The 17630-nt window shown below is 45.9% G+C and carries 14 protein-coding genes; 3 read left to right on the top strand and 11 right to left on the bottom strand.

What is annotated here, in order from left to right; all coding sequences use genetic code 11:
- Positions 1-15 precede the first annotated feature (15 nt).
- From AAC006_RS09200 to AAC006_RS09180, 5 genes are all read right to left on the bottom strand, one after another.
- Positions 16-834: an ATP-binding cassette domain-containing protein gene (locus AAC006_RS09200; protein ID WP_208806051.1), complete on the bottom strand. Its 819-nt coding sequence runs from the start codon at positions 832-834 to the stop codon at positions 16-18.
- Positions 821-2074 carry an iron ABC transporter permease gene (locus AAC006_RS09195; RefSeq protein ID WP_288389075.1) on the bottom strand — a complete coding sequence of 418 codons (1254 nt, stop codon included), beginning with the start codon at positions 2072-2074 and terminating at the stop codon, positions 821-823. The genes AAC006_RS09200 and AAC006_RS09195 overlap by 14 nt, the downstream gene beginning before the upstream one ends.
- A complete protein-coding gene (locus AAC006_RS09190) occupies positions 2071-3249 on the bottom strand; it encodes an ABC transporter substrate-binding protein (RefSeq protein ID WP_208806049.1) in 1179 nt (392 codons plus the stop codon). The genes AAC006_RS09195 and AAC006_RS09190 overlap by 4 nt, the downstream gene beginning before the upstream one ends.
- Before the next feature lie 3 nt (positions 3250-3252).
- The gene (locus AAC006_RS09185; protein ID WP_339891158.1) at positions 3253-4407 is read right to left on the bottom strand and encodes an HmuY family protein; all 1155 of its coding nucleotides are present in this window, start codon (positions 4405-4407) and stop codon (positions 3253-3255) included.
- A 176-nt stretch (positions 4408-4583) separates the two neighbouring features.
- A complete protein-coding gene (locus AAC006_RS09180; protein ID WP_013786413.1) occupies positions 4584-6527 on the bottom strand; it encodes a TonB-dependent receptor in 1944 nt (647 codons plus the stop codon).
- Positions 6528-6865: 338 nt separating this feature from the next.
- Between AAC006_RS09180 and AAC006_RS09175 the strand changes: the two genes are divergently transcribed.
- Positions 6866-8110 carry a sugar MFS transporter gene (locus AAC006_RS09175; RefSeq protein WP_339891155.1) on the top strand — a complete coding sequence of 415 codons (1245 nt, stop codon included), beginning with the start codon at positions 6866-6868 and terminating at the stop codon, positions 8108-8110.
- Between the two features lie 13 nt (positions 8111-8123).
- On the top strand, positions 8124-10682 hold the full coding sequence (locus AAC006_RS09170) for a glycoside hydrolase family 3 N-terminal domain-containing protein (RefSeq protein WP_339891153.1): 2559 nt from the start codon (positions 8124-8126) through the stop codon (positions 10680-10682).
- A 174-nt stretch (positions 10683-10856) separates the two neighbouring features.
- Here AAC006_RS09170 and AAC006_RS09165 read toward each other — a convergent pair whose 3' ends face one another.
- The 6 genes from AAC006_RS09165 to AAC006_RS09140 form a co-directional block, all read right to left on the bottom strand.
- Positions 10857-11210, bottom strand: a complete 354-nt coding sequence (locus AAC006_RS09165; RefSeq protein WP_126873852.1) for a hypothetical protein — start codon at positions 11208-11210, stop codon at positions 10857-10859.
- A 3-nt stretch (positions 11211-11213) separates the two neighbouring features.
- Entirely contained in the window at positions 11214-12593 is a 1380-nt protein-coding gene (locus AAC006_RS09160) for a sulfite oxidase (protein ID WP_126873853.1), read from the bottom strand.
- Between the two features lie 63 nt (positions 12594-12656).
- Complete coding sequence (locus tag AAC006_RS09155) at positions 12657-13658, bottom strand: putative sulfate exporter family transporter (RefSeq protein ID WP_126873854.1); 1002 nt, start codon at positions 13656-13658, stop codon at positions 12657-12659.
- Positions 13659-13663: 5 nt separating this feature from the next.
- A complete protein-coding gene (locus AAC006_RS09150) occupies positions 13664-14656 on the bottom strand; it encodes a TauD/TfdA family dioxygenase (protein WP_126873855.1) in 993 nt (330 codons plus the stop codon).
- Positions 14657-14665: 9 nt separating this feature from the next.
- Positions 14666-15628, bottom strand: a complete 963-nt coding sequence (locus tag AAC006_RS09145) for an aldo/keto reductase (protein ID WP_126873856.1) — start codon at positions 15626-15628, stop codon at positions 14666-14668.
- Between the two features lie 345 nt (positions 15629-15973).
- The gene (locus tag AAC006_RS09140) at positions 15974-16723 is read right to left on the bottom strand and encodes a GntR family transcriptional regulator (RefSeq protein WP_013786422.1); all 750 of its coding nucleotides are present in this window, start codon (positions 16721-16723) and stop codon (positions 15974-15976) included.
- 101 nt (positions 16724-16824) lie between these two features.
- Between AAC006_RS09140 and AAC006_RS09135 the strand changes: the two genes are divergently transcribed.
- The gene (locus tag AAC006_RS09135) at positions 16825-17586 is read left to right on the top strand and encodes a sulfite exporter TauE/SafE family protein (RefSeq protein ID WP_126873857.1); all 762 of its coding nucleotides are present in this window, start codon (positions 16825-16827) and stop codon (positions 17584-17586) included.
- Positions 17587-17630: the final 44 nt, after the last annotated feature.

Raw genomic sequence — 17630 nt, 5'->3', positions numbered from 1 at the left:
CTCCGTCTTTTTAAATTAATGTGTAACAAACACATCGTGCTCTTGGTTACGAATAAGGTTTAATTGGGTGTGATAGCAGCGAGCTAATGTGTCTATGGTTAGCGCATTTTCAGGCCTATCATCGGCTATACACCCCTGCTCAGCCAGTAAAATCATTCTGCTGCAATAAGGTGAAATTAAATTAAGGTCGTGACTCACACATATTATGCAAAGCCCCTGTTTACTAAGACTGACCAATTGCTGCATCACCAACTTTTGATGCCGTAGGTCTAGTGCAGAGGTTGGCTCATCAAGCAGCAACAGTTTTCCAACTAAGCTGTCCTTTGGGTTTACCGGTAGTAACTGCAATATTGCTTTGCTTAAAAATACTCTTTGCCGCTCGCCCCCTGACAAGGTTTGAATATTTCGCGACAACAAGTGAGTAATGTCAAACTGCTCAGCAATCTTGCCGATAATATGATGTCGATTGTCAGGCGACTCAATAATGTGATGACGCGCTAACTGCAATATTTCATCTACTACAAACCCAAAAGGGGTAGACGCACTTTGCGCCATGACCGCGCGATAGTTTGCAAGCTTTCGCAAACCTATTTCACGTAGGGGCTCACCGTTAAACAAAAGCGTGCCTTTATCAAGCGGCGCTAGGCCGCCTATCACAGTAAGCAGGGATGATTTCCCGCAGCCGTTTTCGCCCGCAAGGGCAATAAATTCCCCCGCATTAAACACAAGACTAAGGTTGCACAATAGCTGTCGTTTTCCCCTAATAACATCGACATCAATGAGGGTGAGTAGAGTTTCATGCGTCTGTGATTCAGCGTGGTTACAGCGAGCCATTAAATACCCCTTTTTGTTGCCATAGCAGATACAAGAAAAAAGGTGCTCCTATAGCGGATGTGACAATACCTATAGGGATTTCCATTGGAATGAATAATGTACGAGCCAACGTATCGGCAACCGTTAACAACAGTGCCCCCATTAATGCACAAGCAGGAATGAGTACATTGTGATTGACGCCAAATAATGTGCGGCACATGTGCGGCACAACTAAACCCACAAACCCGATAATGCCGCACAGAGCGGTTGCTAAGGCGACAGCAAATGCCACCAACCACAGTATAATTTGCTTATAACGCGCTACATTCAGCCCCATGTAAGCCGCCTCGTTTTCACCTAGCGCCAATAAATTAAGCGCATTACGAGACATCATTAAACCTGTAATAGCGATAATGCCGGCTGCTGCCACCAGCGCGCATAAGGTCCAACTAGCGCCTGCTAAACTGCCCATAGTCCAATAGGTGATTTGGCGAAGTGCATCGTCGCTGGCCACATAGCTAATGGCGCCAATAATGGTGCCGGTGAAAGCATTTATTGCTACCCCTGCAAGTATTAGCGTAGCCACCGAGACACCTTGCGCACTATTAGCAAAACGTAACACGGTCCACACGGACAATAACGCCCCGCCAAACGCCCAAAGTGCCACCCAAACAGAGGCGAGCGCGGGTACGAGTGGCGGCACTATAGCCATGCTGACTGCTGCTGCAGCCGCGGCGCCACCGGCAATACCGATTAAACCTGGATCCGCCAATGGGTTTCTCACCAAGCCCTGCATAGCACAACCTGACACTGCCAATAGCGCCCCAATGAATAAGGTCATAATAACCCGTGGTAGTCGCAGTTCAGTAAGTACGTACCAATGCGTACTATTAAATGTAGTTGAAGCGCCAAGTGGCGTTGCCTCTCGATTAACGCCGCTTTCCTCAATAGAAGCCCCTTGAGAAAAAAACGGCCCTGTTAGCTCAGAGAGTTCATGCCACACCAACTCTCCCACATTAATCGATAAGCTGCCGCTCACAACGCCTACGTAAGCGCTGAGTACCAACAATGCACCAAGAAGTGTTAGGCCATGCCGATTGCGCCTTGCTCTTGTTGAAAGCAGGTTTACCATGACGGCTGATACATTATTTTTCTGCATCTTTTCAGGCAGCGGGTTATTTGTCACCGTGGGCTTTGTCGGCGACGCTTTTGCCAGCGGCGAGCTAGTGGCAGAGCCGTGGGTTGAGGTAGACGCTGTCACTCGAACCTTCCCATACCCTGGGTGTCTGTCTTTGTGCTTTTATCTACGCCGGTACTTTCTGCAATAGGGCTTTTAGCAATACTCACTTGAATAGCCTGCTCTTGAATGACACCATTTTGAATTGCAGACTGGGAGCTAACCGGTTCTAGCATTGGGGTATCTGCCGCTTTGATAGATAAAGCACGTAAGCCATGTTCAGCAACGGCTTTTAGCGCAATCGCAAAACGGGGGGACAATCCTAGACCAATACTGCTATCCATTGCTTTGACCAAACAATGTTGGCCCGCAAATGTTGCGGCAATAGCATGGTGTGAACACAGAGAATTCAGGGCATTTTCGCCATGCAACATATGTCCTGCTGCAAACACGACATCGGGATTTCGCATAAGCACTGACTCGGCATCCATCAATTTGTAGCCATTGAGATCGCTTGCAATATTGGTCATACCCAAGGTATCAAACAGTGCTTGCGGTACAGTTTTGGCCCCTGCCACGGTAATGCCTCTATCATTATTCGCTACCACGAAAAGCGCACTAATAGTGTTGGGGTAACCTGTACTTGCGTAAGATGCTATTGCTTCGGAATATTGCCTTTGCTGAACGTCCACTTGACGATGTAAGTCAGTAACAAGCTGCTCGGCTTTCTCTACCGCCGACACTCTGTGACCAATATCAAGTATCATCTCGCTTAAACCGTCTATGTCTTTTGAGACATGATAAACGTGTACATCAACCCCTGCTTTGGCAACTTGCTCTAACATGGGTTCTGGGCCTGTGGCACTCGCCCCTAATAGCAAAGAAGGCTGTTGGGCAAGCACGCCTTCTGTACTAAGTTGACGAAAATAGCCTAGTTTTGTTACCTCAGTCGCCGCCGCGGGAAACATACTTGTGCTGTCTGTTGCCACCACCCAATCACCCCGCCCTAGCGCGTAGATGATTTCCGTTACACTACCGCCCGCAGCAATAATTCGAGGCGTGTCAGCTTGCTGGTTTTCATGTACCGAAGATGCGGACAGTGCTGTGTGGGTATTAGGTGCTGTGTGGGTATTAGGTGCTGAGGATGTAGTGGCAGCATGAACGCTGCCACTACTTAAACACCAAAATACACTCATTACGCTTAGTACATATAGCATTTTTCTCGTGCTGAATAAGCTGGGTAATTTGGTTTTAGCCATTAATTACTCCTCGGTAACGGGGTCAGCGCGGAAGCTGTAAGCGCCCGACGTTCCGTCTTCATCGTAGTAGCTAGTTATTTGGAATTTAAATACGCTGTCGCCCGCTTGAATAAGGTATACCCCAAACTGGGAATACAGTAAGTGACTTGTGCTGTCGTAGTAGTACCAGTTGTTAGCCGTAAACGCATAGTCACTAACGGTTTCAGCACTGAAACCATAAAATGCAGCGGCTTCGGTATCTATTCCGGCATAGGTGTCAGCATCGGTACGAAGTACAGTTGCATCATCGGCAATAGACAGGGTAAATTCACCCGCTTCATCAGCGCAAGGGATAGTGATATCCCATGCATCGGTTTCAGTCACCTCTTGCTGCACATCGAAATCGATGTAAATAGGCGCAGTACAGCCTACTGCATTAACACTTAGCGACACTTCTTCAGCAAACGTAGTTTGTCCATCGAGTACACTTTGATGCATGACGCCCAATGTGATTTCACCAATACCGCGCCCTTCAGTCACAATGTCAGTCACATGGAATTTGGTGTAGTTTTCATCGGATGACACTACGTAGTAGATATCGCTAGCCGCGCTTACTACATGGGTTGTGGTGTCATAATTATAAAAGGTTTCGCCAATAACGGCAGACTCAGCATCAGTAGAAAATGCCTCTGCATCTGGCACGTCGCTCGTTGTCACCGCTAAATAATCATCAAGTTCGCTATCAGCGGTCGCATTTAGAAATAAATCTGCCACAGCTGCGCCATTTTCGTCGTAGAAATCACTGTTGTTGGCAGTAAAGTAGACGCTTACCGGCGTCTCTTGTGCTGTGTTTAAAAATACCGAAGTGCGTTTAAAGCCTATATCCCAGGTGGTGTCGATCGCGGCTTCTTCTTCAGTCAGGGTCACTTGGGTTTGTGTATCTAAATCAAAATAAACAGCAACAGGTTCAGATGTACTGCCTGTGCTATATGGCCCGTAAATTGTGGCCACTTCATTGCTGCTTTCACCTTCATCACCCGAGCTGTCATCTGCTTCCTCGTCACTGTCTTCACCGCTTTGGTCAGGCGTTTCAACGATTGGATCGCTACTATCAGAGCCACCACAGGCCACAAGCCCCAGAGACACAGCAAGTAATAATGCTAAGTATTTTTTATTCATGTGTTCTTTCCTTTTCTATATTGTGTGTTTAGCCGTTGGGATTAATTGAGTAAACGGCGCTATGATCTAATTCTGTTATTGTTTCTTATTGCTGGCTTTTTCTGTCTTTAGATATTGGTTCCTAAGTTCTCTATTTTTAAGTTTTTTGTTTTTAAGTACTGGATCTTTCCAGAGGGTTAGTATTGGTAACTCACGCCCAAATAAACTCGGCGAGCTGAAATAGGCCGAGCATCAAAAGCCCCCGCCGAAAGTGAATCGGGTGAGCGATGTTCATCGGTAAGGTTTTCAACCCCCAAGCGGGTTTGCCAGTGGCGAGAAAAGTCATGCTGCACCACGGCATTTAAGGTGGTGTAGCTGTCTTTCGCGGTAACGGTGTAACCAGAGGTGGGAGAAACGTCGTTTTCATGCACGCCATACAATTGAACGCTGGTATCACTTTTATCAAATTGGTAGGTCACTGAGGCTTTCACTAAATGAGTGGGCCGTTCGGGCAAGCGCTCAGAATCACCATCTTCGGCATGTAAGTAGCTATAGTTAAGTTGCCACTGCCAGTTATCGTTTTGCGCGCTTACGCTCAAATCAGCACCGTAAAGCGTGGCTTCATCGAGGTTTTCGTACACAGAGATATCAAGTCCGGCCTCTTGTGATGCTTCTACATCTACCGCGGTGGTAATAAAGTCTTCTGCTTCTGTGTAATGAAAATCGATATCGGCCTGATACCACCATCGACTTTGTTTCGGAGTTAATCGCCCATTCAATCCTACATTGGCGCTTAGCGCCGTTTCTGGCACAAGGTCTTCATTGCCCAATACCATGTAACCTAGGTTGCTGTGATCGAACACGTAGTAACGCTCTTTTAAATTAGGTACTCGATAACTGGTACCACCGCCGCCACGTACTTGTAGTGTGGTTTCATCAAGTTTCCAGCTTTGACTACCACTGAGCTTTGCTGCCGTATGCCAACCAAAATCAGAATCATTTTGTACTCGAAGGCCCAATAAGGCTTGAGTATCGTTTTGCTGCCAATTGGCTTGCAAGTACGCTTCGGTACTTTCTCGGCTAACATCGTCAACTTCTACCGTTCCCGTTGCCACATTTTGCTGGTCTAAGTTATCAGCATGGGCTACCAACCCCCCTACCCACTCAACATCACCCAAAGATAGAATTTTCTGCGCCTCAATTTCCGCTAATTGAATATCGGTTTGGCGCAAGCCATTGGTATTACCGCTTTGTTCATCGTGAGACAAATAGCGCCCATTAACATGCCAATTCTGCTGTTCAGCAAGTTTTACATCGTGCTGCCATTGGGTAACGCTAGACACATAACTAATAATGCTAGCTTGCCCTGGAATAGAGGACTGAGGTTTGTCTTTCTGTTCATCTAGCCATTGGCCTTTGTAACTAAAATCGAGGTCATTGATACCTGTTGATAAGGAAAACTGCACGAAGGATTTATCCACCGCACCACCATCTTGAGACACGGTATCAGGGTCATAATCGAAGCCGGGGTTCGTAATATGCTGTGCGGTCAATCCTAGCTGCCAGTGCTTTATCTCTTTAGCCGCGCTAACCTTAGCCGTGTGCCCTAGGGTATCGCTGTCGAGCCCATCATCACTGTAGTGAGAAAGTTCATAGTCGGCGGATAACTGTGAGCCTTCTGGCACATCAGTAATAATATTGATAACGCCCCCCATGGCTGAACTACCGTAAAGAACCGATGCTGCGCCGCGTACAATTTCAATCTGTCGAATGTTGGCAACGCTAATTTGATCTAAATCGACTGAAGAGCCTGTTGGAGAAATAACTGGCTGACCGTTAATTAACACCAATACATGGTCGCCATTAAAGCCATTTAACTGTACGTTATACCCGTCTTTTTGACTGCGCCTAACCACAACCCCAGGCATAACTTCCAGCACTTGCCGAAGCGTTCCCTTGCTGAGCCTTGAAATTTCCGCTTTATCTATCACATCGACTTTTACCGGAGATGCACCTAGAAGCTTGGGTGTACGTGTTCCCGTTACCACAACGCGTTCAACCGGCGCCTCGGTTTCGGCTAGGGCGTATGTTGGCAGTAGCGTGCTCGCTAATAGCAAAGTAACAGTGTAAGAATGATTCATTTAATTTACTTTCTAATCAATAATGCAAATGATAACAATTTGCATTTGATCTTATTTATTTAAGGAGAAAAAGCAAGTGCTATTGGTAAATAATATTAACTATGCAAGGTCAAACTATTAAAAAGGCAGGAGAACACAGCAGGTAATTGTAATATTTAAATAAAAATGTAAACGCATACAATCAAACAATGTAAGCGCTTGCATTTTCATTTTCGCCCCCTATACTGACCAACAAAGTGTTAACAAATACCGAACCAATTCGTTAACGCAAAGTAACCAACAAGCCAAATGCGAACACGAAATTTCGTTTACTAACAAGTGAATTCAGGGCGTTACCTATGAATCAAACAATAAAAACCACGGCTGGGTCTACAACCACCAGTCAACTTGCGTTAGCTACGTTAACGTCGTTATTTTTTATGTGGGGTTTTATTACCGCACTTAACGATATTCTGATCCCCCATTTGAAAGCGTTATTCTCGCTTTCTTATACTCAAGCTATGCTGGTGCAATCGTGCTTCTTTGGCGCCTACTTTCTTATTTCTATTCCAGCCGGAAAGTTAGTGAGTGCGACCGGATATCAAAAAGGCATTGGTGTGGGGTTAATTACTGCTGCAGTGGGCTGTGTGCTATTTATTCCTTCAGCGCTTTTCACTCAGTATTGGATGTTCTTAGGGGCATTGTTTGTATTAGCTTCAGGTATCACTATTTTGCAAGTGGCTGCAAACCCCTTGGTAACCATTATGGGTAACCCAGATACCGCTTCTAGTCGACTCACCATGACCCAAGGGTTTAACTCGTTGGGTACTACAGTCGCGCCAATTATTGGTGGCATCGTGTTATTTGGTGCCCATGAAGGAATGGAAAACGCAGCAGTAGATGCAAATGCGGTAGTCCTTCCCTATTTAACATTGGCCGCTGTATTAGTGGCCATGGCTGTGGTTATGGTTAAAGTGAAGCTTCCCTCACCCACGCACAGTGAAATGGATGTCGCTACCACGACAGATACCGGTTTATTAAAACATCGCCACCTGTCATTGGGTGCGCTAGGTTTGTTTTTATACGTAGGCGCTGAAGTTGCGATTGGCAGCTTTTTAGTCAACTACTTTGGACTAGAAAGCATTAAAGGCATGAGCGAAAGCCAAGCATCTAAGTACATAGCCTATTATTGGGGTGGCGCTATGGTAGGGCGTTTCATTGGCGCCGCGGTAATGCAAAAAGTGGCCGCGGGCAAACTACTCGCCGTTAATTCATTTGCCTCATGTACACTCATTGTTGTGTCAGTATGCAGCAGCGGCAATATCGCCATGTGGTCAATTTTAGCAGTAGGTCTTTGCAACTCTATTATGTTCCCCACCATTTTCAGCTTGGCATTAAAGGGCCTAGGCCAAAAAACAGCACAAGCCTCTGGTATGTTGTGTTTAGCCATAGTTGGCGGTGCTATTGTACCGCTGCTGCAAGGTGTTATTGCTGACAACGTGGGTGTTCAACTTTCTTTCTTATTGCCGGTTATTTGCTATTTATATATTGCTTATTACGGGCTTCGTGGTGCTACCGTTAACTTGGCTGCTAGCCACAAATAAACAAGGGATTTTTATGAAACTAAGTACATATTCATTAATTGCCGCAGCATTGGTCATGGCGGGTTGTCAGCCAGCCAAGGACGATGCTAGCGCCAAGGCTAACGCTGAGCAAACCGTTAACAATACAGTACCCGACTTTTGGCCTGAAATTACCTTTAGTACAGAAAATAGCGAAGCGGTAGAAGAAAAAGTAGACGCTATTTTAGCGACTATGACCCTTGAGCAAAAAGTGGCGCAAACTATACAGCCTGAAATTCGCGATGTTACCCTTGAAGACATGCGTACCTACGGTTTTGGTTCGTACTTAAATGGCGGTGGTGCATTTCCCAATAATGATAAGCACGCTACACCTCAAGATTGGATTGCCATTGCCGATGCCATGTATCAAGCATCAATAGACGACTCTGTTGACGGAAGCACCATTCCAACCATGTGGGGAACCGATGCAGTACATGGTCACAACAACGTCATTGGCGCTACCTTGTTTCCACATAATATTGGTTTGGGTGCGATGAACGACCCTGCCATTATCACTCAAATTGCCGAAGCGACTGCCAAAGAAGTACGTGCGACTGGCATTGATTGGATATTCGCGCCAACTGTTGCGGTAGCCCGTGATGATCGTTGGGGAAGAACCTATGAAAGCTATTCAGAAGACCCTGCCATTGTAGGCGCTTATGCTAAAGCCATTGTATCTGGTATGCAAGGCGATATTGCCAGTGGCAGCATTGACGATAACCATGTTATCTCAACGGTAAAGCACTTTATTGGCGATGGCGGAACACAAGGTGGCGACGATCAAGGTAATAACATTGCTGACGAAGAAACCTTATTTCGCATTCACGCACAAGGCTACGTTGAAGGCTTAAATGCCGGCTCACAGTCGGTAATGGCCTCATTCAACAGCTGGCATGGCAAGAAAATTCACGGCAGCAAATATTTACTTACTGATGTGCTAAAAGACAAAATGGGTTTTGACGGCTTCATCGTGGGTGACTGGAACGGTCATGGTCAAATTGAAGGCTGTACTAACGAAAGCTGCCCTCAGGCTATGAATGCTGGGCTTGATGTCTTTATGGTGCCTACCAGTGCTTGGAAACCTTTGTACGAAAACACCATTGCACAGGTTAAATCTGGGGTTATTCCACAGTCTCGTTTAGACGATGCGGTACGCCGTGTATTGCGGGTTAAAGTGCGCATGGGCTTGTTTGAGCAACCTTCTCCGGCTAACCGTGCGTTATCAGGCAATAGCGAGATTATCGGTGCACAAGCCCATCGCGATATTGCTCGCGCTGCGGTTCGTAAGTCTTTAGTGATGCTTAAAAACCAAGATAAATTACTACCACTAGCACCTGATATGAACGTAGTGGTAGCGGGTGATGCTGCGCATAATATTGGCAAGCAATCAGGCGGCTGGACTATAACGTGGCAAGGCACGGGTAACCAAAATAGTGATTTCCCAGGCGCCACCTCTATTTTTGAGGGTATTGAGCAAGCGGTTAACTCAGCTGGCGGAACCGCTACGCTATTTGAAGGAACAGCGTTTGATGCACAAGGTTCAACAGACAGCAAACCTGATGTGGCGATTATCGTATTTGGTGAAAACCCTTATGCTGAAGGCAATGGCGATATTTCAAATGTTGAATATCAACGTGGCGACAAGTCAGATCTTGCGCTGTTGAAATCCTTCCAAGCCCAAGGTATTCCTGTGGTATCGGTTTTCATTACCGGTCGCCCATTGTGGGTAAACCCAGAAATTAACGCCAGTGATGCATTTGTAGTAGCCTGGTTACCTGGCTCTGAAGGCCAAGGTGTTGCCGATGTATTGTTCACCAAGCAAAATGGTGACATTAACTACCCTATGCACGGTAAATTGTCATTTTCATGGCCAGCAACGCCGAACCAAATTGTGAATAAAGATGATGGCAATACTGCACAATTTGCTTACGGTTATGGTTTAGCATTCGGCGAGTCTGATCCTATCGAAGCACCGCTGTCTGAATCAACTGGCGTTGATGCGAACGCACCGTTACCTGCTCATGATATTTACGTACTTTCTACACAAAAGCCCTGGCAGTTAATAATTAAAGACGCCTCGGGTGATACTAGGGTAGCAAGCAATACGGTGGAATCTGAAGGCGCAAGTGTACGTACCACTGACCGCATGGTGCAAGAAGATAGCCTATCGCTAACGTTTACTGACCAAGCGACTGTAGGCTTCTATTCGCCCTTCCCTGAAGATATGCGTGATTACAGTGAAGATGAATCGGCACTTGTGCTTGATGTGAAATTAGCAGAAGGCCTAGATAACCTTAGTGTGTCTATTGGTTGTAGTAGCAGTGAATGCGGTGTGTCGTTGCCGTTAAATAGCTTCGCGGCGAATTCAAACGAATGGCAGACGATTGTTATTCCTTCACGCTGTTTCGTAGAAGCAGGCGCGTCATTTGCTGAGCTTTTCTCACCATTTGCGCTTAACGCTAACGCGTCGGCATCGTTATTGGTATCTAATGTACGCTTTGAAGCAAATGCTCCTAGTGATGATGCGCTAATGTCAGACATTGCGTGCCCATAGCGAGTGATTGCTGGGCTAGCGAGTTAATGTTTAGTTTAGCTGGGCTTAGCTTCGCCTATCTGGGCTTAAGTTAACCTTACCTAGCATCTAGATTACAAACATCAAAAACGGGAGCATAGGCTCCCGTTTTTGATGTTTGTAAACTAGGTGTTTTAGTTTTTAGCCGCGATGAAACTAGTCTGATCCTTGTGGCATTAGATGAGCTGGAATAGGTGCACGTCGACTTTGGATTTTGGGCCCATACCACGTCGTAAGGTAATCTAAGATGACAGGTTCAGCCTCACCTAAGGGCCATAACTTTTGTGTGCTTTGCATCCAGCGAATAGTTTCAAGCCAACGTTCGCGGCTCATTTGATTTTGCGAAATAAGCTTAGCGGAATGACAGGCAGTACAGTGTGCAGCCACCATATTATGCCCCGTAGCATCAACAAGCCCTGTCGCGGGGTTGAGCTTATGTTCGTTAGCTAGCGTTACTAGTGATGTAGCACATAACACCGATAGCATTAGCGCGCTTCTCTGCCTGCTCATTGGCTACACTACCTTTACTGCAATGCGATGACACGCATTGTTTAAGTAACCTTTGGGGTTCCAACCAGGTAACACCATTGGCTGAGAACGGCCATTTGCATCTTCAGCTCGCGCCCAAATTTCATAGTAGCCAGCCTGCTTGAAGTTAATTTCTGAATTAAAGTGCTGCCAAGCATGCCTATTAACTGGCTTCGACAAAGTACTTTGTTGCCAAGTTTGCCCAAAATCAATTGAGGTGAACACCTTGGCTATTGAAGCTTCGCCGCTCCATGCATGCCCGCGTACTGCCAACGCTTTGCCCTTGTTGTGCTCGGCACCGGACTTGGGGTGGGTAATCAAGGATTTCACCGGCATGGCTTCAATAATACACATTTCGTCTTCTGGCACACTCGTGCCTGGTGCGACTGGTTTGCACGGCACACGATAGGCATTGCCGCCCATTTTCGCGCCATCGTGTACCCGATCGCGAATAACAATTTTAGACAGCCACTTACCCGATGTGGAAGCAGGCCAACCGCCAAACATTAACCGCATAGGGAAGCCGTTCATAAGCGGTAACGGTTCGCCATTCATTTCAAAAGCAATTAACGATTCATCTTCTAGCGCTTTGCCAATAGGTACGCCACGAGAGATAGCTGCTTTGCCCGGCGTTCGACTCAAATGCAAGTCTTCACCGTAGTAACCAATGTAGACAGCATCATCTTTGATACCTACTGCGTTAAGTACGTCTTTTAAACGTACTCCCGTCCATGACGGGCAGCCTACCGCGCCGGTAGTCCATTGATTTCCGCTGGCCGCAGGCGAAAATTCAGCTCTACCATTACCGCCACACTCAAGCGTTAATTGATAGGTGTAGTGTTTAAAATTGGCTTTAAGCTCACTTAACGTGAAAGTGCGTGATGTTGCTGCCGACTCCCCTTCAATAGTGAGTGTCCACGCATTTTCATCAAAATCTTTAGGCGTTATTTCAGGTACAATCCCGTTGTTTCGCACAAATAATTTCGACGCTGGCGTAATCTTATCGTCAAGTAAATGCGCGGGTGTTTCGGCGTTAATAGGCCTGTCGTTTAATACCACTAACCCGTCTTTACCTTCAATGCTAAAGGGCGTTTCTGTCTGTGCTAATGCTGCGGGAATAAGCCCTGCTGGCATAAAACGGCCATAAACAATTTCTGCGCCTAGTAATAATGAGAGGGTTTTAAATCCTGATAGAAAACCACGGCGTGTAAGGCCATCGGTTTTTCTGCCAAATACCTGTTCGTCGGCGGCGATAGGATTTTCGGCGTAAAGGGCATGTATACCGGTTTTGTTTACTAAAGGCTGTTGGTCTGATGATTCAGAATGCGTGCTCACACCCTGCTTAGATTTGTTTGAGATAGGCACGCATTGCCTCCTTTACGAGTGCATTTTTGACGAAAAACTAACTTAAAAAAGCTAACTCAAGAACTAGTTCAAAAACAGATAACCTAAAATAAGCAAAGCTATCCACAGGGTTTCAGTCACAATAAGTACAATAGGTAACATGCCCACTTCAGCCAATTTACCTAAGTTTGATTTCATACCGATGGCAGTAATTGATACCACAAGGAAAAAGCGTGATATCTGTGAACCTGAATCGATAACCACTTCAGGTAGGGTAACAAAACTATTTAATAGCATAAGAGCCACAAAACCCACTAAGAACACGGGTAGTTTAGGCATCTCGCCATCGAGATCCTGCACGCTGCTGTGTGCACGTTTTACTATCACCATCATGATCATAACAACAGGCAATAACATGGCAACTCGCACGAGTTTAGTGAGCGTAGCCATATCGCCGGCATCTTCAGATACCGAATAACCGGCCCCTACCACTTGGGCCACATCATGAATAGTACCGCCTAGGAAAATACCCGCTTCGGTATCGTTCATGTTTAGCTGACCTGCGATAATCGGGTAAACAATCATAGCGATAGTCGACATGGCCGTTACACCAATCACCGTGAGCAAAGTATCTCGTTCATGGTTTTTGCCAGCAGGCAGAATAGTAGAAATCGCTAATGCCGCAGAGGCGCCACAAATGGCTACCGAGCCGCCAGTTAGTGCGCCAAAGCGTTTCTGCATTCCTACGCTTTTTGCCATTACCACGCCCAACACTATGGTTGAGAAAATAGCAAAGGCAAGCATTGCCGCAGTTTGCCAACCGAGTACGACTAAGTCGTCCAAAGCAATGCGCAAACCAAGCAGCACTACACCGGCACGCAATAGCGTGCTGGCAGTGAAATCAATGCCGCATTTGCACACCCCATCGGCCTGATACAAAAATGAGATTGCCATACCCAGTAACAGCGCGAACAACATGGCAGGGGCGCCATAATGCTCACTTAAAAAAAGCGCTGCCATACCGGTTATTGTAGCAATACCAAAACCAGGCCAAATCGATTTACACTTTGCGGCAAACTCGGTCATAACAATTAACGCTCAGCAGCAACAAGTGCCACTAACACTTGGCGCTTTCTTTCACCCGAGAAGGGACGGCGGCCATGCATCGCACGATAGTTATCAACCAAGGCAACATCACCGTCTTGCCACTCGAGGTCGAAAGTAAACTGCTGCGACAATTCAGCAATTCGCTCTAACCCTTCTTTTGGAATAGCAGAGCCATCGCCAAAGGTGATGGCTGAAGATGGATTTTCACGCACACCTTTCCACCCCATGTAAGCCGCGATTAATTGGTTATAAAATGAATGTGAACCATCGCCTAAATCAATAACCGCGGGTAACTCAGGAGTAACGGCGCGTAAGCTACCATCTTCCAACCATTCCCAGCTGTAGCCGAGCTCTTTTAATTTGGCTTCGCCTTCTGCTGTACTTTTTACACTTAACGTGCTTTTCCAGCTGCGGCCTTGACCAGAATTAGCATCATCGGCAGCAGGCATGGTGGTAGTGTACTTCAAGCCTTTTTCAGCAAAATCGCTAGCAAGCGTTGGGTTTTCAGCCTTTAATGCTTCAAACAATTTATCTGAACGGCATAAGGGTGTCGCACCACCCTCGTCGGCTGCTGACTGGCAGTAAAAGAATACTTTGCTAGGTGAAATTGGCGTTTGTGCCATTTCGTGATGTAAGAAAATTTCTACATCTTTAGGCGCTTCGTTTGCAGTAAAAACCCGTTCTGTGAAATTAATGCGAACTGCATTAGATAGCGACTCTTTGTAGGTGAAGTTTGCATAACCAAAACCGGCTGAAAAAATATCAAAGGTTTCCGCAGAGTTTAAAGGAAACCCTCTAAACAACAACGCCCCCGATATGGCGAGTTGTGCTTCTAGCTCAGCCTGATTTTGTTGAATAAACATCACCGTTTCTTCAACGGTTTTACAGCCATCGTTATTCACCACAATTTGCGGGAAGACTTGACCGTTATAGCGGTGTTGGGTTGGCACATTGGCATATTCGATTGCGTTGCTCATAGTACTCTCCTAGTCGTAAATAGGGTGGAAACGATTAAAGGCTGCTTCACAGAAGTGCCCCGGATCGTTAAAACGTCGATTCATGTTAAGCGCACAAATAGCCTGCATTTCTTCGTCGGTAAGTTCAAAATCAAACAACGCTAAGTTCTCACGCATTCTTTCAGGCTTCGACGTTTTAGGGATAATGGCATTGCCACGTTGTACGCCCCAGCGAAGTACCACTTGTGCAGGTGTTCTTCCATGAGCCGTAGCTGCTTTTTTCACGACGTCTTGCTCTAGTACCGACTCCGTTTTATCCGCCATTTCTAGCTCAAGATAAGACAGTGCACCAAGTGGCGAGAACGCAGTAACGTTCATGTCGTAGTCTTTCGCTAAACGAATCAATCGTTCTTGTGTTAGGTAAGGGTGTGACTCAATTTGCAACATGGCAGGCTTGATACGGGCATAGCTCATTAGGTCGTGAAGTAGCCCAGTGTTGTAATTACACACACCAATACGGCTTACTTTTTTGCTATCTACCAAACTTTCCATGGCTTCCCATGTTTTATAAAGTGGAACAGGCGCCAACTCCATCGTTGGGTTCTCTTGCGTAGTATCGTAAAACCACTCTGGTGGATAACGAGTTTCAATAGGTACAAACTTTTGCGCTATTGGGAAATGAATAAGGTACAAGTCGATATAATCTAGCTGTAAATCGCTCAATGTTTTTTCAAGTGCTAGCGGCACATGCTCTGGCGCGTGGAAGGTATTCCAAAGCTTAGATGTGATCCAAAGCTCTTCACGGGTACAAAGACCATCTTTAATAGCACGCTGAATACCTTCGCCCACTTCTTTTTCATTACCATAATCAGCGGCACAGTCTAAATGACGATAGCCTGCCTTTATGGCCTCGTATGCTGTATCAGCACAAATGGCGGTATCTACCTTCCAGAAACCAAACCCAACCTCAGGAATTTTCTCTAACGCGTTCATATCTTTAATCCTGTTTAATAAAAAAGACTTTAGTCTTGTATAAGACATAAGTTATTATAGGACGCATGCCATGTCAACAAAGTGTTAACAAAATAAATTGGGCACTCACTTTTTGATACTCGCGAAGTGGTTTTTGTGTTTATAACGAAGTGACGTTATTGAATGACGGTCTACCGAAGCCCTTATTTTGTAGGTATAACTTTAAAGGTCCCTGGTTTTAAAGGCATCGCTATTAAAGCGTAGAATGCTGATAGGAGCTGCATTAAAAGTAGCAGCAATATGTACAGAGTGTGGCGATTTAAAAAGGTTGTGCGCTAAGCGAGTAGAAGGGTTGCTAGCCCTGATTTAATCGAGCTCTACTTGGTAATGATAGTGATCGCTCCTACATTTGCTTTCGCGATATTCAATCAGTTTACCGTCTATAGACTCTGTCACCCGTGTTACCAGCAACAACGGCTCGCCGGCCTTTATTTGTAGTAGCTTGGCATCGTTATCTGAGGCCAGTACCGCTTTAATACCGTCTCGGGTTTTAAAGACGGTTTGATTAAAATCTGTTTGGTAAAAATGGTATAAGGTATGTGGAATATCTTTGCGTTCGTGCATACCGGCAAAGTATTTAGCAGGCAGGAAAATCGTTTCCAGCATACAAAACTCGTTATCTAAAATGCGGCGACGTTCAAGTTTTGTCACTCGCTCTTTACCGGATAGATTTAGCGCGGTTTGTACGTTTTTATCTGGGGATATGAGTTCTATGCCAAGCAGCTCGGCTTTGGGTAGGTCTGCCCCCTTGCCATCAGCTTGCAACGGGAAAAATCGAAACAGGGCATCTTGTGCAGTATGCTCGGAAACGAAGGTACCTACACCCTGGCGACGTGTTACAATTTTCGTGTCGGTAAGCAAGGTTAACGCTTTACGAACTGTGCCTTGGCTAACGTTAAATTCATCAGCTAGTCTGAACTCGCTTGGCAACATTTCACCAGGCTGCCACCGGCGCTCCACAATGAGCTGCTTTATATACTCGGCAACTTGCTGATAGAGCGGTTGGAACGCAAGACTGGGACCACTTAGTTTGTGGTCGAACTGAGATGAAGACATGAAACCCTAACCTAATGCTTAATTTTTGTTGTTATATCATACACAAGAGTTATAGCGCATTTTTGATGTAAATCACACTCAACTACAGGTGTAGATGCAAAATGTTACTTGAAACCCTAGTCCCTATGTTCATTCTATTGGGCTTTGCTACTGTACTGCAAACCTTAAGTGGGTTTGGCTTTGGGTTAATGGTGGTATCTAGTTTTACCTTGTTTAATTTACTTCCCCTTACCGCCACCACTTTTTTAATTAGCGCTTTAGGGTTAGTTAACTCAACCAGTATTGTCTTGAAGAATGTTCACCTTATCCACCGCAAAGCCTTCACGCTTGTGTTGATTGGTGGCATACCTTTTATCGCAGTAGGCTATGCTCTGCTTGAATACCTTTCCGCTGGATTGTCGATTTGGTTAAATATTCTGCTTGGGCTGGCAATATTAACCTGCTGTTTGCTACTTATTGTGAAAAGAAGCCAATCTGCTGCCTCAGGCAAAGGGTGGGGCTTTTTGGTGTCTGGTGCATTGGGCGGCATATTAGGCGGGTTATTTTCTACTTTTGGGCCACCTGTTGTATTTCAGTGTTATCGCCAGAATTGGTCTGTGCACGAAGTGCGATATACCCTGCTTGCAATCTTTAGTGTTACCGCGCTTATCCGTTTAGCCATGGTACCTTTTGGGACACTGCCCGATCATACTACGGTTGTATCTACCCTCTTTGCTATCCCCCTGATCTTAATCTTTACGCGCATTGGTAGGCTACTAGCTGCGCGAGTTGAACCAAGCGTGGTAAGATTACTGGCCATTAGTACATTAGCGCTTAGTGGGCTAACCTTGATTCTTCAAAACGTGCCCCACGTGTTTAACTAAACACAGGCTAGAAGCATCAACTAATAGCAATAACGCCATTCGCC

The sequence above is a fragment of the uncultured Alteromonas sp. genome, from assembly GCF_963976965.1.
Lineage (GTDB): Bacteria > Pseudomonadota > Gammaproteobacteria > Enterobacterales > Alteromonadaceae > Alteromonas > Alteromonas naphthalenivorans.
Note: the sequence above shows the minus strand (reverse complement) of the source record. Positions and strands in the feature narration are given on the sequence as shown.